The following is a 19,404-nucleotide window of genomic DNA, read 5'->3' on the forward strand; positions in this document are numbered from 1 at the left end:
ATATCTCCATGATCTCTAATGTACATAATTGTATTTTTTATCCCATCTATTAGCAGTATTAACGTTGAACTGAAATAGGTAGCTGTACAAAATTAATAACATGTACAAAAAGTACATGCCATCATGATATATAATTGCACATAATAAAATGAATCTATATATAATAAAGTGAATATATTTAAAGTAATGTAATTTGTGGTTTTATAAAAAAGAATGTTAATAGACCATTTGATATGTTTAAAAGTTTACTCCATCATACGAAAAGCAATAACAAAACAAAGCAATCCATTTTTAAAGTGAAGGAAAACAAAACTACTTTTCATCTTGTATCCAATGAAAATGTGCAAATAATATTAGATCATTTACCTACTTGAAGAGATAAACAAATCTTTAAAATCATGTGTCTAACAGGTGCAAGGATAGGAGAAGTCTTAGAACTGTAAATAGAAGACATTCCATATCCTGATTCATCTAAAGAACTTGGAGTGTTAGAAAATATTAAGTCAAAAGGTAAGACTAGAAATTTATACATTCCGATGTCATTACTTGATGAAATAGATGATTTTATTATGGAAGATAGAAATAAAATTGATACAGAACATGGAAATTTATTTGTATCACAGCAAAAATAAAATTTAGGGAAACCGTTAACGTATTTAGGGATATATTCCGTTTTTAATGTGGTGAAAAAGAAAGTTGGCATCGAGTTTAATTTCCATGATTTAAGACATACCTATATCACACAATTAATAGAGAATGGCATGGATATAAGTGTGGTTAGAATTATTGCGGGTCATGAATACGTTACTACCACCCAACAATATACGCATATTTCGAATCAACATCTTGAGAATAGTTTAAATAGATATTGGAGCAAGAGTGCTTTGATGTAGATTTGAAATAAAAACGTACCGTTTATAATAAAGATGTACTATTTAAAATAAAGTTATACTGGTTGTATAAAAATATCAAAAATGTCTAATGTTGAAGAAGTCCCCCCATAACCGGCGTCAAAACTTGTTCTTCTATCAGAATCTGTTCTAATACTTTTGAAATCGTAGGAATTAGATAAGTTACTACGGAATTAGAGGGAAAAAGATATAGGGTTCGTTCCCCTGATGATGGAGTAATACTTGTTGAAAAATTCATTGGTAAAATCGTTTAATTGTAATATCGTTAATCCACAATAAATATTTATATCATCAACTCTAAATAATAGTGAATCAATAATCGTGGCTCAAATAGGCAAGCATTATTTTGGGCGAAATGAAATTTTATTGCGAACTAGAGCTTTTTTTAATTTCGCCCAAAATTCTTTAGCAAAATTAAAAAGTATACATTTGTATACCATTCAATTAAACTTTAATATTAAATTCTTTGATTAATTCATTTAAAATAAAGTCTATTGATTGTATTTGTCCAATTAGATTTTCTCTTACACATGCTAATTCATTTTGTGTTAATTGCCTAATTAGAATATCTTTTCTTAATTTTAACCTGTAAATATAGTCCTCAATTTTACCACGTCGGAATGTCTCGGCCATTTTAATTACCCCTAATCTTATATGTATACGAATGTATACATATATTCCTTAAATTACTTTTATTGTGTTTTAATAATTATTAATTAAAATTTTTTATATTTCACCAATTTTCGATATTACAATTATATAGTGTGAAAAAACAATTAAAAAATAAGAAGTACTTTGGATAAAATTTTTCAAAATGCTTCTTTTTCAGGTGTTTTAGGAAAAATTTATTATAAAAATAAACTGCCTCTTTAGCTCAATATCAACATCTTATACTTTTATGTATGCTTTTATTCATTTTCATTTTAAACTTTATTTAAATTCAGTTTTTTAATAAAAAAGTCGTATCTTAAGAAATTAGATACGACTTTTTTGTTTTTCTAAGATATTTTGCGATTACTTAATGGTAAAATAAGAACGATTAATTAATTAATTAAATAAAGGAGCTTAACAATGGGAGCAGAATTAAACCAACGACTATTTAGTGCTGCAGACAATCTTCGTAGCAAAATGGACGCATCAGAATACAAAAACTATCTACTAGGATTGATTTTCTACAAATACTTATCCGATAAGTTACTAGAAAAAGTAGTTGAATTAGCAGATGAGTCATGTGAAGAATACAACACACCAAATAAACAAACTGAGTTGTACATGGAACTATTAGCAGATGATGATACAAAAAAAGATTTGATTGAAACGTTGATTGATACCTTAGGATACGATATTGAACCAGAGTATCTTTTCAACATTCTAACCATTCAAGCCAAACAAAATACATTTCAATTGAATGATTTGAATAAGGGTTTTATTCAATTATCAACAAAATATGATCAATTTAGTGGGTTGTTTGATGATGTCGATTTACAATCGAAAAAATTAGGAGCCGATGATCAACAACGTAATGTAACTATTACCGAAGTTTTGAAGAAGTTGGATGATGTAGATGTAATCGGTCATGATGGAGATGTGATTGGCGATGCCTACGAATTTCTTATTAGCCAATTCGCTTCAGAAGCTGGGAAAAAGGCTGGAGAATTCTATACTCCTCACATGGTATCAGACATGATGGCTCAAATTGTTGCTATTGGTCAAGAAGACAAGAAACTATTTAGCGTGTTTGATCCAACCATGGGATCGGGTTCTTTGATGTTGAATGTCAGAAACTACTTAAACTATCCTGATAGTGTTAAATATCATGGACAAGAGTTGAATACGACAACCTATAACTTAGCAAAAATGAATTTGATCTTGCATGGTGTAGATAAAGGAGATATGCGATTGCGAAATGGGGACACCTTGAATAAGGATTGGCCAACAAATGAACCTTATACGTTTGATTCAGTATTAATGAATCCACCATACTCTGCAAAATGGTCTTCAGATGATACGTTCTTAGATGATTCTCGTTTCAATCGTTACGGGAAGTTAGCACCAAAATCAAAAGCAGACTTTGCTTTTCTTTTACATGGGTTCTATCATTTGAAAGATTCCGGAACAATGGCAATCGCCTTACCGCATGGGGTACTGTTCCGTGGAGCTGCAGAAGGTGTGATTCGTAAGAAATTACTAGAAGATGGCAGTATTGATGCTGTAATTGGTATGCCAGCAAACTTATTCTTTGGGACATCAATTCCAACAACAGTCATCATCTTGAAGAAGAATCGTACCATTCGAGATGTGTTATTTATTGATGCAAGTAATGAGTTTACGAAAGAAAAGAATCAAAATAAACTTTCTAAAGAAAACATTGATAAGATTGTTGAAACATATAAGAAGCGAGAAGATGTTGAGAAATATGCTCATGTCGCTACCTTTGATGAAATCAAAGAGAATGATTTCAATTTGAATATCCCTCGATACGTAGATACCTTTGAAGAAGAGGAACCAGTGGATATGGCTTCAATTGGTGCAGGAATCAAAGAGATTCGCAAAGAAAAAGCAGCCTTAGAACAAAATCTATTTGAGACGATTTCTTCACTTCAATTTGGAGAAGAAGATGCTGAATGGATCAAAGGAGCATTAGAGGTGTTTAATCGTGAAAAATAATCATACACCAGAAATTCGATTTGCAGGATTTACTGGGGATTGGGAAAAGCGTAAGTTATCGGATATTAAAGATGTTCGTGATGGAACACATGATTCTCCAAAATATTACAATGAAGGATTTCCATTAGTTACTTCAAAAAATTTAACAGAAAATGGTTTGGACATGACTAATGTTTCACTTATTTCTGAAGAAGATTATCAATCGATTAATAAAAGATCCAAAGTTGATATTGGGGACATTATTTTTGGGATGATTGGTACAATAGGTAATCCAGTTATAGTTGATAGAGAAAATTTTGCAATTAAAAATGTAGCCCTTATTAAACATGGTGGTGAGGTTACAAATGAGTTTCTAATACAGTTATTGAAGTCAACAATATTTGGAAAATATATACGAAATGAGAACGCAGGAAATACTCAAAAGTTCTTAGGATTAAGTAAGATAAGAGATTATCAATTTCTATCACCCTCTTATCAAGAACAAAAGGAAATAGGAAACTTTTTTAAACAATTAGACGATACAATCGTTCTTCAGCAGCAAGAACTAACCACCCTCAAACAAACAAAACAGGGCATCTTGCAAAAAATGTTTCCAAAAGAAGGGGAGTCCGTACCAGAAGTTCGTTTCCCACGATTTACTGGTGATTGGGAACAGTGTAAATTATCAGAAGCTGTTAACGTGTTGGATGGGGATCGAGGTAAAAATTACCCATCAAATGGTGATCTATTAGAAGCAGGACACACATTGTTTCTTAGTGCATCAAACATAACTAAGAATGGATTCTCTTTTGAATCTAACCAATATATAACAGAAGAAAAGTCAAGTTCACTTGGGAATGGCAAGTTAGAACTGAATGACATAGTAGTAACTTCACGTGGTTCATTGGGACATATCGCTTGGTATAATGCTGATGTACAGAAGCATATACCTTATGCCCGAATTAACTCTGGGATGTTGCTACTTCGTTCAAAAGAAAAAGTTAATCCAAGTTTCTTAACACAATTTCTTAAATCTCCACTAGGAAAAAAGCAGATTGATCTAATTAGCTTCGGAAGCGCCCAACCACAATTGACTAAGAAAGATGTCTCAAATTATAAGATATCTATTCCAAGTTTCGATGAACAATCTATTATTGGAGTGTTTTTTGATGATATGGACACCCTCATCACACTTCATCAGCGTGAATTAGATGCCCTAAAAGAAACGAAAAAAGCATTCCTGCAAAAGATGTTTGTCTAAGTGAAAAGAAGAGAGGGAGAAACATGACAAAGATATCACATAATGATGAAGCTGAAGTGGAATGTCGCCTGATTGAGGTTCTAGGGGAAGGACATAATCAGTGGAGTTATCGCCCAGATTTAAAATCTGAAGAAGACTTGTGGAAGAACTTGCGTCAAAAGATTACGCAAAATAACTTATCAGAAATTGGAGATCATCCAATTTCTGATAAAGAATTTGACACTATTAAAACAGAATTACTATTGAGAACACAGACACCTTTTGATGCTGCGAGATGGCTTAAAGGGGAAAATGGAATCTCTAGAATTACGATTGAACGTGAAGATGTTTCCCTAGGTTCAATGTCGTTAGTGTTGTATTCCAACCAAGACATTGGTGGTGGGATATCTACATACGAAGTCGTTAATCAGATTGCGAAACAAAAAGCAAACATAGATGGTCGTAATCGTCGATTTGACGTGACACTTTTAATCAATGGGCTACCGATTGTTCAAATTGAATTGAAACAGGTTCGTGCCAAAGACGGCGTATTCCAAGCCTATAATCAAGTCAAGAAATATGCAGAAGAAGGGATGTTTAGAAATAATATCTTTTCTACTCTTCAGTTATTTGTTATTTCTAACGAACAGACGACTCGCTACTTTGCCAATGCGATGCCAAAAGACATGCATCGAAAATTTATCTTTAGTTGGCGAACCAAAGACAATCGAAAAGTTGAAAATCTCTATGAGTTTTGTAAACAAGTTTTGAATATACCTGATGCTCATCGGTTAATTGCCAACTATACAATTGTCAGTGAGGATCAAGATAACAAGACATTGATGGTATTACATCCTTACCAAGTCCATGCGATTGAAGCACTATTTACTGCTGCGAACAAGCATCAATCAGGGTATGTCTGGCATGCAACAGGTTCTGGCAAGACCTTAACTAGTTTTGTCTCTACCAAACTATTAGCACGAAAGTCTGGAATAGATCGTACGATTATGCTAGTAGATAGAAAAGATCTGGATAATCAGACAACAACTGAATTTACGAAGTTTGCTTCAGAATTCAATACCGGTCTTTCTTCTGGAAATGCTAAAGCTAATAGTTTGATTGTAGGAACAGGCAGTGCCAAAGAACTTAGTAATACATTACTAGCAGATGCCAATTCAAATGTAGTGATTGTCACTACACGACAAAAATTGGATGCCGCGTTGCGCTATGCCAAAAAGCAAGAAGAACAAAAAGGAACTAATCGCTTCAAGAAACTTTTAGGTCAACATATTGTCTTTGTCGTTGACGAATGTCATCGTGCTTTGAGTGCAGAAGGTCTGGAAGAAATCAAAGGCTTCTTTCCAAACTCGACGTGGTTTGGCTTTACAGGTACACCAATCTTCGAAGAAAACAAAAAACAAGCCAAAGGACAATTGGCGCGTACGACTCACGATCAATATGGGGAAGTCTTGCATACCTATACCATTAAAAATGCTTTAGAAGATGGATCGGTCTTAGGTTTCCAAGTCGAACACGAAGATACGATTGAACCGACGTCACTCAATAATCAAATCTATCAGCAATTACGACAAGTAGAAAAGTACGCGACTTATAATCCTGATCATATTAATCAACTAATTGATGAAATGAATGGTGTGAAAAAAGAAGAATACTTGGATAATAGTGTTTATGAAAGTGATGAGCATACTCAAAAAGTATTGCGTAAGATTTTCCGCCCAGATAATGCTTATATGAAGTTTGATTTTAAAAATGGCCGACCACAAAAATCAGCAATCTTAACAACCAGTTCCATTGACATGGCAAAACGCTATTATCAGGCGATTAAAGAAATGACTAAAGATCGCAATTGGATAGAAAAAGAATTTACCAATCATCCGATTCGTGCTGGAAGAACGATTGATGATCCGGATTTTCCACGCATTGCAATCACTTATTCACTAGATGAAAATACAGAGGATTCTAAAGATAAACAAACCGAAATGCAAGAAATTATAAAGGAATACAATGCTTATTATGGTACGGCGTGGTCTTTAACGGACATCGAACGCTATAACGGTGATATCAACAACCGATTAGCGCGTAAGAAAGCAGAATTTAAAGAGTTTGGGAAACAAATTGACCTGGTCATTGTTGTGGATCGCTTATTGACAGGATTTGATGCACCAACGATTCAAACGCTATTTGTGGATCGAAACCTGAGTTATGCGAACTTGATTCAAGCTTTTTCTCGCACCAATCGTACCTATCCAGAAAAAACAAAAGGTTTAATCGCTACTTTCCGTAAGCCACACACGATGGAGAAGAATGTTGTAGATGCTACTAAGCTATATTCAGAAGCCAAAGAAGAATCTGGTTTAGTATATCCAACATACGAAGAATCCAAGAAACGATTCGAAAAAGCCTACAAGAAAATCAAAGAGTTTGTGATTGTACCAGGTGACTTAGATGAACACACCCCAATGGAAACAAGAATTGACTACGTGAAGGCTTTCCAAGAACTAAATAATTCCTATGAAGCATTGGTAACCTATGATGACTACAACGACGATATGGAAAGTTCGAAGTCATTGCAAGAACAAGTACATATTCTAGAAGAACAAGTGGGTGTGTACAATACCATCAAAGGATCACTAGTAGAAAAAGAGGAGAAAGATTTAGAATCAACGGCCGACTTTTCAGGTATTGAATTCTATGGGGAAAATAGTATCAAACTATATGATATCGATTCTACTTATATTGACCGTTTGTTGGGAACGTATTCTGCTAATAACCAAGATATTCGGGCTGAAATTGAAAAAGCCTTACAAAAATTGAATAAGACCGAATGTGTAAAAGAAGTCTATTATGCTATTTTAAATGCAATGGATGCCGAAGAATTGGATGAAAATGAAGACATCTTTATGGTCAAAAGACACTACTTCACGCAAGCAAGAGATAAGACAATCAAGGAGTTTGCCAAAGGATGGTTTGTCTCAGAAAATGAATTACATTCTTCTGCCATTCAATACATGATTGGTACAGATCCGATACCGAATATTGGTGGGATTATTGATAGCAAGGACTATGAAGGCTACAAGACGGTTCATCCAGAAGCAAAACCATTCAAGTATGCTCAGGTAATGAAACGTGATTGGCGGAAAGTCTTGGATGAAATTATTGTACCGTTGGATGATGAGTTGAGATAGTAGATGGGACAAAAATGAAGATAAAGAGTGCTTTGGTTTTTACCATATTTAATAGTATTTTATTATTTTTATCTATTTTACTTACACAAGTTCTTGCATTAAACTAAAAAAAGCACGAGTTAAGAAAGGAGAAAGACATGGGGGTACCAGTAAGATGCATTTCAAATCTACCGTCCCTACGTGGGGCGATGGTTCTAAGTGGCAAAGAAATTCTCGGATGTGAATAATGAATATGTTAAAGAACTCTACGCCTTTCAGGCCGAAAAAGGCTTGGAGACAGGTCATACTAAGAATGAAGTAAGTGAAGGTCAAGCGATGGTTCTCTTTTATAAGAATAATTTAGGTGAAGAGGAAACCTCTATCTTTTTTAGATCTGAATTTATTTTTGGATTGTATCTTGCAGAAGAGTTAAAGGATGAAAATAAAGACAATATCACTATGCTATTTAATAATTTCTTTCATGAGTTTTGTCATATAAACGATGATTATCACACAAGAGAATTATTTTGGTGTTTTATAAAAGAATCCATTTTAAAAAATGGATTCTTTTTGTTTGGTACATGTTTTCTATTATTTTTCATTGAAAAAATCAGGAAACATCTCTTGTAGTTTATTGAAAGGTTCCTCTAAATCACTTTTTTCTGAGGGTTCTATTGAATCTTTAGAAGTTTTGAATAGAGTTTTAAAGTTTGTTAAACTACTGTTTTTATCAACGCTAGCGTTGAAATCTAAAAGATTGTCTTTGAGTCCTGTTTTTTCTTGTAAGTGAGGGAAGGAACTAGAAATAGTTAATTGATCGTAAAGGTTTTTATAATGTTCAACTTGTACTTTAAGCTTTTTAATTTGTAAATCTTTTTCAGCAGTAATTTGCTTTATATGGATAATTTTTTGTTCATCTTTTTTTAAGGTATGGAGTTCTTCATACAATTTAATAAACATTGTTTCAAATCCATGAAGTGCATTAATAATTTTAGGGGTATTCCCCTTATAAATTTCAAAAATTTGTTCAATGTTTGGAAAATATACCTCATCATCATCGTTTACACTAATTGTTCGATAAATAGGTTTATTTAATTCAGCTATAGTTTTTTCTAATCTTCTCTTCCAGGTGTTTCTTCCAATGCCGGTCTCTTTTTCAAGAAGGGAATAAGTTAAATGTACGTGCCCTAATCTGTTTTTAACTTCTAATGCAAGTTCTTTTAATTCCTGATCAGTAAAAATTCTAGGTCGCCCTGAGTTTTTTTGTCTTCCTTTTAGCATCAGTTCTTTCACTCCTCTATAAACTTTGCATCAACAATAGCCTTGTGGTCCATATACTTTAATAGTTGTCTAGAATGTTTAGTTAGAAGAGACTCGTGATAGTTCACTCGTTCATGTGACTTCGATAAACTAAATTCTTTAATATATTCAAGATGATTATTGATTCTATTTTCTAAATCCCTTGAGTATGATTCTAACCACTTAATCGCCTTGTCATATTCATCGATAGATGGATTGAAAAAGTAATGATTAACACATATTCTACAGTCCTCAACGCAATTATTAGGAAAATTTTTATCAGTGCAGTAGCCATAATCAACTTTCTGGTACTGGTCTGAGTTTTTAGGTGAATATAATATTCTATTATCAAAAATTTTTCTTTTAGTTCCCAAAAAGCCACCAGACATTTTGTTTTGAGCTTGTTTCTCAACTATAGTTTGAGTAAGTCTGTATACATATGATTGAGCAAATAATTTGGCGTGAGAATAATAGTTTGACGCATGTTGTATAGTTGTTTGTCCAGCTAATCTGGCGATGGATAAAACATTAAATCCTTGTAAAAACATATTAATGATTGCAAAATGCCTTGTATCACCTGGAGAAATCTTATCTAAAGAGTGCTGTGAATACATCTGTTCAACAATTTCTGTATAAAAGTTATTTAGTAAAGTTTGAAATTGATGTTTTAAAATTCTATTTGTGGATTTCTTAATACTTCTAGAAAAAAACTGACAATAAAATTCTTGTGGAAATAGATTATCTGTATGAATGTTATACGTATCCAACACATATTGAAAATCTTTAATCGCCTTAGATATATCATCAGTAACAAGAATATGTTGAAAATATTCTTCTTGTTTGGGGCTATCGAACTTTTGTTTCGATCTCGGAATAATAATCCATGTTTTACCATCGTTTTTTTCATGTAGACAATTATATTTCATTCTTAAAAATTCATTGGGTCTCATGGGAATAATATTTGTAATAGTCCACCATAAAATTACAGGATAATATTTATGGTATTTAGGTAGGACCACCTTATATTTAAAATCATTAATGATTTCATCAAAAAGCAGGACATGATAAAAATTGGGTAGATCTCTATTTTTCCATTTAGGTGAAGGGAATGAGTCGCATATTTCTATGTATTTTTCATGTCCTGGCAACCGTGAAAATTCTAAGAATTCTTTAAATACAAGTGCTAATGTTGAAGCCCAAGGTTTGCTGAGACTAGAAAGTAATTTTTCGAATTGATCTGTGGAGGTTACTCCCTCGGTTGCTAAAATTATTTTCTTGAGTATATTGAATTCGGTTTCTATAGTTGAAGGTGAGATACCTGAAGCACGCCGTAATAAAAGATAGTATTTAATAATGGTGCATAATTTTTTATGTGAAAACAATTTATGAAACGGCAGCTTAAAAGGTGTATTTTGGATGTTACATGGAATAAGCCATTCATCATCATCAAAAGATTTTGCCATTATATATCCATTGATAAGTAAATCGTTAAATATATTTTCGAATTTGGATACATTAAGATCGTTATAAGTTATAGATTCAGTAACGGCTATTGGCGTGTTTCCCATATTTATTATCTTTTTTAATTGCATTATATATATCCTTTACATAGTATTTTTTTTATAAAAGTAAACGTTGTTTAACTTTCTCTAATATTTTTGTTTTTTCTTTTAAAGGAAGAAAAGAATTGACGACATCAATACCAAAAGCTTTAATTGCTTCGTCAATTAACAAAATAATATTGAGAAGAAAAAACGAATCCCTTTTTCTAATAGCATCATATTTGGTGTTCTCTAATGAACTTGTTAATCTTTTAAGTTCACTAATTGCTTCAATTAACACCATTTTTTCAGGGATAAAATACTCACAAGAATAACATGTTTTTAGATTTTTTCTTTTACAATTAGGGTATACAAGACATTGGCCCGTTTTTTCTTTTGAAGGCATTTGATTTGTAAATAATTTTATTGCAAGTGTTTTCAGTTCTTCAATTGGAAGATGCTTGAATTCATCTATAACACGGTTTTTATTAGTATAAAGATTTTGCAAAAGGATTGCCCATTTTTCTAGTTCCATAGGTGAAATAGAATTACGTAGTTCTTTTATAGTATCGGTTCGTTCTTCAATTGTTTGTCCATTTTGTATATCTTCTTTTAATCTAAGTAAAATATAGTTGTATAACCACCCAAACATACCACGATTTAACAAGTTAACCGAGACTCTATTTATGCTGCCGTCTTTATTTTTTGCTTGAATGTAAATAGCAGTTGTATCTGAATTTTTGTGTGATCGGGTGTTTTTTGTAATTTCTAGGGCTAAATCAGCATCTTCACCATCATCTTCTAAGATTGAATAAAAAAGATAAGTCATGGTACTTCTATTCATGACCAAACAGTCAAAATCTTTTAATTGAGGAGAGGGATTAAAAAAGTTTAAATGCTGATCCTTTCCAGATACTTTGGCTGATACAATTTTTTTGCCAAAAAAGAAAGTACCAAGTATACGAGAGTTTTCTGGAAGGGCAGTGTAATTTTGTATATTTCTTTTATGAAGTTCAGAAATGACAAGTGAATGCGCTAAGCTCTCTATTAAGTTTGGAGATACATAGAAGTTATAAAGTACAGAAACTTTATTTGCTACTGCATTTCGAAGTTTAATATAAAGCTGATTAATAATACTTTGTGATTCTTCCATGGTTAATTTATTGGTTTTGAACCAAGATAACTTGTCCGCTCTTATAAAATCCAGTTCTATAGAAGGGAATTCATGAACGATATCTATTCCTCTCCAATTATTGGTGAGAAGAATTATTGTGTATGCCCACATATTGGCGTAGTATCTACATGTAGTAGCGTTAGTAATATGTATTTCAATGTTTTGAACATGAGAATAATATTGGTGATAAATTTCAAATGAGTACATATTTTTTTCTGAATAAGTATCATCTTTTTTTGTGTAGTAGTACAAGTATTTTTTTTCTCTATTTATTCCATTTTGAGTATCACAATATGACAAAAACTGAACGAAAATTTTTTTAAGTTCATTAGATAAGGTTCTATTGGAAAGAAAAAGCTCTATTTTAGCATTCGAAGTAGTCCATATTTCACCTTGGAAATAAGAAAGCATTTTGTCATATAAGTTAATAAATTTTAAGATATTGCCTCTTAAGGAGGGTGGTCTTGCATTACTGGAATTAATCTTGATTTCCACCCATTTTTTATAAAAAGACGATGTTTTTATTAAACCATTGGGAGGGGGATGGTTATTAAAATGTTCTAATAAGTCTTCTAAAGCTGTATGTGTATCATAAATAGTATCTAATACATATTGTAGACTTTCTAAATACCTATTTGCATTTGGGATAGGGATAAAGTACTTTTTATTTTTTAGTATAGCACCTGTCAGTAGTCCTTTTTTTATATCTAAACGTAGTTTATCAAATGTAAATCCTGAAATAGAGCGTAAGGTATCCAAATCGTAGTGGTCTATTAAATGCAGCCTCCCTGTATTATGATTATAGTAGTATTCTTTTTGGAAATTCTCTATATCATTTTTTGATATTAGCCAATGATATCCACCAGATGCAGGCACTTTTTTTGAATTAGGGAAGTAGTCTTTTAACAGCCCTCTTAGCCAAATTGGTGGAGCTTGTAGTTTTTCTGATGCTTGTTTAACAGTTAAGAAATTTGTCATAGGTTTGTTTTTTTCTTGTTTCTGTGTTTCTGTATGGATATGTTCATAATATCCTTCTTCAGCAAAATAATTTAATAACTGGCTGAGTTCGTTTTTATGAAAATAGTATTTATTTAGATGCATTACATAATTTAGTATTCGCTTTGTATATATTAGCTGTCGGATTGATCTATCAGTCACATAAATTTTATGTTTTTCAAGTTGACTTATTAGTTCTTGGATGGAAAGAAATTCTTTAGGGTTATATTTATCTATATAGCCAATCTTTTCTTTTATTAGTGACAGATGAGACTTTAGAAAAAATATATTTCCTTTAGCATGAGGGAGTTTAAAAGTGTTGATTTTATTTTCATATATGTATTTGTGAATTTGATTTTTGGATATTCCTAGTTCTAGGCTAAGTTCATTAATTGTATAGTAATCCTCAATTTTTTGTGACGGAATATTTGCATTATAATGTTCGAAATAGTAAAGTTTTAGTGTTTTTATTTCTTCTTTATGAATATAAAGTTTATTTTTGAATTTCATGTATCTTTTTATTAATCCAGTGGAAACCTTTTTGTGAATCCATGATGTTCCTCGTATACACAAACCGTCTTTTTTTAAAACTTCAAATACTTCATACGTTGTTAGGTAGGAGTTTCTATCGTCAACAGGATTTAGGTTAGCTTTTTCTTTTGTTTTTTCTATCTCGTCTATATGGATATGTATACGTCCTTTAATGTTTTTTATATTTGAAATAAGCCCTCTTTTAATATATTTATAAGCTGTAGTTTCGTGAATTCCTAGTGACCTACTAAATTCCAGTACAGTTATGTATTGGAGTTCACTATTATTTTCAGTAGACATTTGTTCACCTCTTTTTTGAAGGGAATATGGTATTAATCAAATTTATTTCTATCAATAAGGCGGGGGAGATAATTTTCATGCATATTATCGAATTTATCTTCGATTTTTTTTCTCATTCTATCTGTCTTAACCATATATGTTAAAGATGATAATAAATTATCATCACCACGATGAAAAGCTATTTCTAGAGGATTATCTGTATTTTCGGCAATAAGATTAGTGAAAGTTCCCCGTCCTATATGAGTAGACCAATCTGCAAGGAGTAAATGATTCGCAAGAATTTTTTCTTCTGAGTTACCGTATGTTTTTAAGAAATTTATAAAATCATGTTTTAGTTTATTAAAATATTGACTGTAGCTTTTTCCTGACATAGCTTTTCCATCCCTATTTATAAAAAGAGCACCTGAGTCAGTATGATCTTTATATAAATTAATATGATCTGCCAAAAGAACTTTTCCCCAATCAAATATTTGTAGGACGGCTTGATTTCTAGGCTTTTTTACGCTACTGGATCCAGAATGATCTTTAATATCCTTTCTGAAATTTTGATTTTTTAGAGTGAGTAGAAAATCTCCAGTATTTAATTTTCTCTTTAAGTTTGAACGTTTCAAATTGACGACCTCACCTCTTCTTAAGCCACCAAATATTTGTAGATAGACTCCTAATGCAATTGGCTTTGTTTTTAGGGTAGCAATTTCTAATAATAGAGGAATGTATTTTGCTGGTAACATATGTTCTTGCTTTGAGACTTTTTTGGTGGGATAGATGACTTCAAAAGGGGATTGGAAATAATATTTTCCTTGATAAGTCTCTTTTTTTATAAAAAGGGTTTCATTTACCATTGGTAAGCATCCTTTTTTTTGAAGCCATATATAAAATAATGTTAATGTTCTTTCAACATCTTTAACAGTACCTACTGTTCTTTCATTACGAGATAGATTATTAAGAAAATCATTTCCATGTACTAGTTTTAATTCTTTTAGATTATTAATCCCTAACTGTTTCTTGTTAGTTAATAAGTAATTTAGAAAAGAAACCGTATTATTACAATGTTTTCTTTGGGTATTGTAAGCATTATATTTCCAATTGCTTAGTATAAAGTCGCTTAATGGATGTACAATGTGTATGTCATTTGAAGTTTCTTTAAGTCCAATAATTGAGAATTTCTTATTTGTTATATCACCTTTACTTGAAGTATTCCATTCTAGCCAAACAGGAATAGAGAAAAACTTATAATTTTTTAGTTGTAGAGTAATCATTTTTTACTGTCCCCCCAATCACATAATTTTGTACATTATCTTTAGGGATTTGGTCGAAAGATATGTGTATAAATCTATAATATATTGTCGCTTTTTTTTGTACAACAGTAAATTCCTAAAATTCAGAATCCACTTGTTTTTAGAGTGTTGGATAAGGATAAATATGTACATGAAGTTTATGTACATATTTATGGAGATATGTCGTCTGGAGAAAATCGGCTGAGAATGTATCAGATTATTGTCAAAAGGGATCGCTTGTTGGGATTACAGGTCGTATTCATACGAGTAATTATGATAATGAACAGGGGAAAAGAGTGTATAAAACAGAAGTTGTGATTGAAAGAATTACGTTTTTGGAGCGGAAGAAAGAGGAAGCTTCACGGTAGAGAAAGGAGGTATAAACAAAAACTTGGTGTAATTACCAGATAACTATTATTTTTCACTAATCCCTTCCTATAAGTAACTGTCGAGAGATAAAAATATCGTTTTTGGGATGCTTCAAAATCTTAGATTAGTGGGCATATGAGATGATTCCTAATAGAGAAAATCTAAACCCCTTGTCCAATATGGACAAGGGGTTTTTGTTCAAAGAAAGTATAACTTTTCGATTGCTTTTGCAAGATGTACTGGCGGAAAAAATGACATACGTAGCCAAAACTTTAATTGTTCATTTTTTTGAAAAAGATCGACTTTCAATTGTAGTAGCCTGTATAAATCTTTTTCAGGATTTTGTGAATCAATTTTACTTAAGTATTGAAGTTTTGAAGCTAGTTCAGTTTCTTTTGTATCACGTAACACATGAAGAAAAAGGTCATCTTTTCCTTTAAAATGTGTGTAAATGGATTGCTTTTTCATGCCGGCTTTTTCAGCTATTAAAGAAAGGGGTGTTCCTTCATAACCATGAATTGTGAAATATTTTAGAGCTGCACCCTTAATTTTATTACTGTTCAATAAAATCACCTCAAATTTTACGAACGTTCGTCAGTTATGTTAGCGAATTAAATAAATGTATGTAAGCGGAAATTATATTTTGATATCTAAACAAATAATTTTAAAGATTTATATTCAATCTAATTAGGAAAAACTTTAAAAGAAGGGGAAAGGATGTTAGGAGGCGAATGGCATCTGCCCGTATTGTTGTTATTTATATGGTGTCGAAGGGTACGGTTTATTAAATATAAAAAGAGTGCATTCTAAGAAGAAACAATATTGCATTAAAATTTTAGCTCTTCACTTCGTTTTATATACATCGTAATGTGGGTCTAATCTGGAATAGGTCTTAAGTCTGATTTGAAAACGGTTCTTAAGCTCGTTATGGAAAACTAAAAAAATAGTTAAGATAAGAGTATCAAATCGAAGGGAGGCAAGCACAAGATGAAACAATTTCTAACGTTTATCGCAGCCGGTATTTTGGCTTTAATTGCTCTTGGTAGTCTTGCTGGTATTGTAGGATTCGCAATTGGAGCAGGGATTGCGTACTGGAGCTATAAATCATTTGTGCGAGCACAATCATTTTTTGGAAAGTTAGCTTGGGGTATTTTCGGTTTAATCGGCTTGTCAATCGCCCTTTCTCATTCCCCAGCATTGATCGGTATTGTAGCAGTAGTAGTACTATACTACGGATACCGTGAGTGGAAAAAAGAAAAAGATGTAGTGGTTGATTCTGCTTCAGAAAGTTCTAAACGATATAGCAACTTTGAAGATGAGTGGAACAAGTTAATGAAAAACTAATATAAAATAACTGAAATCATAAAGTAGAAGAGAGGAAGATTAGAATGAAACAATCTTTATTCGGACGTGTACGCGATGCAATTTTAGCAGATTTTCATAATGTATTAGATGAGAAGGAAAGAAAAAATCCAATCGCTATGTTAAACCAATATTTACGCGATAGCGAGCGTGAAGTAACAAAAATTGAGAAATTAATCGAGCGTCATAAAACATTAAAATCTAACTTTGCTCGTGAACTTGAGCAGGCTCGTTATTTCGTAAATAAGCGATCAAAGCAGGCGATCATTGCACAAGAAGCAGGAGAAATGCAATTGCATGAACGTGCAGTAGAAGAAGTAGCATACTATGAAGGGCAAGTATCACGTTTAGAAGAGATGTATGCAGGTGTAGTGGAGCAAATTGATGAGTTAGAACGCCGTCTTTCTGAAATGAAAAATAAGCTAAAAGAAATGAATGCAAAGCGTATGGAATTGATGGCACGTGAAAATATGGCCCATGTGAACCGTCGTATGAATACGGCTCTTCATAAAATGGATGAGAATAATCCGTTCTTACGATTTGAAGAAATTGAAGATCACATTCGTGATTTAGAGCTTCGCATGAATGAAGATCATGAACGTGATACATTTGATATGAAAATTGCAAAACTTGAGCGCGACATGAAAGAAAAAGATGAAGTATCTTTAACAAAATAATTGTAGTGCATCATAAAATGAGTTTATGGTGGTAGAAAAAAGGTGTTGCAAAGCAATACCTTTTTTTATTTATCCCGTATTAACGGGCAGTAAGACCCTCATCCTAAGATTCAGCGAAAGCAAGGAAGGTAGGGGCTGATTAAAGTTATTATCAATCTACCTTTTTTGAGCGGAAGAGAGAAGGAACATGATACTAAAAAGGGGTATATCAATAGGGGTAGTTGTTACATGATATTCACCAATTCTATTAAGACTATAATTGTGATTAGAAAAAGCAAGCGTCTCAGTAGGAGTATAGCGATAGAACATGTTACAATACAGCTAAGAACAAGCAATAAAGGAGAGTTTATTTACGTGAAGATTAAAGCAATTGAACCGACGCCAAGTCCAAATACGATGAAAGTTATCTTAAATGAAGTGTTACCATCAGGAGCACGTAATAATTATACAAACGAAAATGCAGAACAAGCACCAGAGCAAGTGCAACACATTTTAAAAATTGAAGGTATTAAAGGTGTATATCATGTTGCGGACTTTCTAGCAGTAGAGAGAAATGCGAAGTATGACTGGAAAGTACTTTTGCAACAAGTTCGTGCTGTGTTTGGAGAAGAAGTCACTGAAGAAGATGAGAGAGAGCAACTTTCACATTTTGGTGAAGTGAAAGTATTCATTCAAATGTTCTTTACGATTCCGATGCAGGTGAAATTAACAGATGGAACAACGGAAGAACGAGTGGGCTTACCAGACCGTTTTAAAGAAGCAATTATGAAAGTGCAAATGTCTGCACCTAACGTTGTGAAAGAGCGTAAATGGGTAGAACAAAGTACACGTTATGGGAATTTTGAAGAAATCGGAAAAGAAGTTGTGGAAGAAATTGTCGCCGCTTATCCAGAAGACCGTGTTGAAAAAACTGTAAAAGAATTATTAGATCAAGCGGGTGCTAAAGAAGTAACGATTACAAAGCGTGAACCATATAAAGTAACAGAAGAAATGATGGCGGATACTGATTGGAAAAACCGTTATGCAGCGCTTGAGCAAATGGATCCAACAGAAGAAGATATTCCTGTATTGAAGAAAGCGCTAGAAGATGAGAAAGTATCTATCCGTCGTTTAGCAACAGCGTACTTAGGTATGGTAAAAGGTGATGAAGTATTACCATTACTGTATAAAGCTTTACTAGATCGTTCTGTAAGTGTACGCCGCACTGCGGGTGATTGCTTATCAGATGTAGGAGATCCAGCAGCGATGTTTGTTATGATTAAAGCACTTAAAGATCCAAGTAAATTGGTGCGTTGGCGTGCGGCGATGTTCTTATTTGAACTTGGTGATGAAAGTGCAATTTCAGCACTACGCGTAGCGCAAGATGATCCAGAGTTCGAAGTAGCAATGCAAGCTCGTCTAGCATTAGAACGTATTGAAGGGGGAGAAGAAGCGAAAGGATCTGTTTGGAAACAAATGACGGAGTCTCGCAAAGGAGAATAATCATATGATCGTTTTCTATGATAGTAGGTGTCCGATGTGCACGGCAGTCGCAGAGCGTACAAAGAAGCTTGATAAAAAAGATACGATGAAGTTTGCCTCTTTTCGTGATAAAGATGTTGTAGAGGAGTATCAACTTTCTACAGAGTTACAAGAGAAGATGGAGCAAAGACTTTACATTTTAAAAAATAACAAATGGTATGATGGGATTGGTAGCGTATATGTTTTAGCAAAAGCTGTGCCGTCATACTGGTTTTTGGTTCCTTTTATCAAGTTATCTATTTTACTTGGATTTGGAAATAAAGTGTATGATTATATTGCAAATAGAAGAAAACTTGTACCAGTTGGTCACTGTCGTGAAGGAGTTTGTGAAATTCCATCAAAAAAATGATGGTAACGCTATCTTTCTTTTGCACC

The 19,404-nt window shown here is 32.7% G+C and carries 15 protein-coding genes and 2 pseudogenes; 11 read left to right on the forward strand and 6 right to left on the reverse strand.

The genetic code is table 11. The features are described from left to right. Window positions 1-485 precede the first annotated feature (485 nt). Together C568_RS35485 and C568_RS36465 are read left to right on the forward strand one after the other, a co-directional pair. Complete coding sequence (locus C568_RS35485) at window positions 486-632, forward strand: hypothetical protein (protein ID WP_018782091.1); 147 nt, start codon at window positions 486-488, stop codon at window positions 630-632. Between the two features lie 18 nt (window positions 633-650). Continuing rightward, window positions 651-893: pseudogene (locus C568_RS36465) on the forward strand (tyrosine-type recombinase/integrase); the annotation flags it as partial. Between the two features lie 462 nt (window positions 894-1,355). Here the strand turns inward: C568_RS36465 and C568_RS0115865 are convergent. Next, window positions 1,356-1,544 (reverse strand): hypothetical protein, encoded by a 189-nt coding sequence (locus C568_RS0115865; protein ID WP_018782092.1) that lies wholly within the window; start codon window positions 1,542-1,544, stop codon window positions 1,356-1,358. A 438-nt stretch (window positions 1,545-1,982) separates the two neighbouring features. Here C568_RS0115865 and C568_RS0115870 point away from each other — a divergent pair, with 438 nt between their 5' ends. The 4 genes from C568_RS0115870 (at window position 1,983) to C568_RS0115885 (ending at window position 8,612) form a co-directional block, all read left to right on the forward strand. Then, complete coding sequence (locus C568_RS0115870; RefSeq protein ID WP_018782093.1) at window positions 1,983-3,578, forward strand: type I restriction-modification system subunit M; 1,596 nt, start codon at window positions 1,983-1,985, stop codon at window positions 3,576-3,578. Next, window positions 3,568-4,818: a restriction endonuclease subunit S gene (locus C568_RS0115875; protein ID WP_018782094.1), complete on the forward strand. Its 1,251-nt coding sequence runs from the start codon at window positions 3,568-3,570 to the stop codon at window positions 4,816-4,818. Before C568_RS0115870 ends, C568_RS0115875 begins: the two co-directional genes overlap by 11 nt. Before the next feature lie 23 nt (window positions 4,819-4,841). Then, entirely contained in the window at window positions 4,842-8,003 is a 3,162-nt protein-coding gene (locus C568_RS0115880) for a type I restriction endonuclease subunit R (RefSeq protein ID WP_018782095.1), read from the forward strand. Between the two features lie 198 nt (window positions 8,004-8,201). After that, a complete protein-coding gene (locus C568_RS0115885; RefSeq protein ID WP_018782096.1) occupies window positions 8,202-8,612 on the forward strand; it encodes a hypothetical protein in 411 nt (136 codons plus the stop codon). Here the strand turns inward: C568_RS0115885 and C568_RS0115890 are convergent. Genes C568_RS0115890 through C568_RS0115905 form a run of 4 tightly spaced genes read right to left on the reverse strand, consistent with a single transcriptional unit; the run spans window position 8,574 to window position 15,082 of the window. After that, entirely contained in the window at window positions 8,574-9,263 is a 690-nt protein-coding gene (locus C568_RS0115890; protein WP_018782097.1) for a hypothetical protein, read from the reverse strand. The genes C568_RS0115885 and C568_RS0115890 overlap by 39 nt on opposite strands. Before the next feature lie 8 nt (window positions 9,264-9,271). Next, window positions 9,272-10,873 (reverse strand): site-specific integrase, encoded by a 1,602-nt coding sequence (locus C568_RS0115895; protein ID WP_018782098.1) that lies wholly within the window; start codon window positions 10,871-10,873, stop codon window positions 9,272-9,274. Window positions 10,874-10,901: 28 nt separating this feature from the next. Then, the gene (locus C568_RS0115900; RefSeq protein WP_018782099.1) at window positions 10,902-13,823 is read right to left on the reverse strand and encodes a helix-turn-helix domain-containing protein; all 2,922 of its coding nucleotides are present in this window, start codon (window positions 13,821-13,823) and stop codon (window positions 10,902-10,904) included. Between the two features lie 32 nt (window positions 13,824-13,855). Beyond that, entirely contained in the window at window positions 13,856-15,082 is a 1,227-nt protein-coding gene (locus C568_RS0115905; RefSeq protein ID WP_018782100.1) for a hypothetical protein, read from the reverse strand. 200 nt (window positions 15,083-15,282) lie between these two features. Between C568_RS0115905 and C568_RS33070 the strand changes: the two are divergent. Further along, window positions 15,283-15,468: pseudogene (locus tag C568_RS33070) on the forward strand (single-stranded DNA-binding protein); the annotation flags it as partial. Between the two features lie 199 nt (window positions 15,469-15,667). On the opposite strand, the gene C568_RS0115915 reads toward C568_RS33070, so the two are convergent. Further along, on the reverse strand, window positions 15,668-16,033 hold the full coding sequence (locus C568_RS0115915; RefSeq protein WP_018782101.1) for a TetR/AcrR family transcriptional regulator: 366 nt from the start codon (window positions 16,031-16,033) through the stop codon (window positions 15,668-15,670). A gap of 423 nt (window positions 16,034-16,456) precedes the next feature. Here C568_RS0115915 and C568_RS0115920 point away from each other — a divergent pair, with 423 nt between their 5' ends. From C568_RS0115920 to C568_RS0115935, 4 genes are all read left to right on the forward strand, one after another. After that, window positions 16,457-16,813 carry a lmo0954 family membrane protein gene (locus tag C568_RS0115920; RefSeq protein ID WP_003197275.1) on the forward strand — a complete coding sequence of 119 codons (357 nt, stop codon included), beginning with the start codon at window positions 16,457-16,459 and terminating at the stop codon, window positions 16,811-16,813. 44 nt (window positions 16,814-16,857) lie between these two features. Further along, window positions 16,858-17,508: a PspA/IM30 family protein gene (locus tag C568_RS0115925; RefSeq protein WP_003207081.1), complete on the forward strand. Its 651-nt coding sequence runs from the start codon at window positions 16,858-16,860 to the stop codon at window positions 17,506-17,508. Window positions 17,509-17,862: 354 nt separating this feature from the next. Beyond that, entirely contained in the window at window positions 17,863-18,990 is a 1,128-nt protein-coding gene (locus C568_RS0115930) for a conserved virulence factor C family protein (protein ID WP_018782102.1), read from the forward strand. A 4-nt stretch (window positions 18,991-18,994) separates the two neighbouring features. Beyond that, window positions 18,995-19,378, forward strand: a complete 384-nt coding sequence (locus C568_RS0115935) for a thiol-disulfide oxidoreductase DCC family protein (RefSeq protein WP_018782103.1) — start codon at window positions 18,995-18,997, stop codon at window positions 19,376-19,378. The last annotated feature ends 26 nt before the right edge of the window (window positions 19,379-19,404 follow it).

This window comes from Bacillus sp. 95MFCvi2.1 (assembly GCF_000374965.1).
Classification (GTDB): Bacteria; Bacillota; Bacilli; order Bacillales; family Bacillaceae_G; genus Bacillus_A; species Bacillus_A pseudomycoides.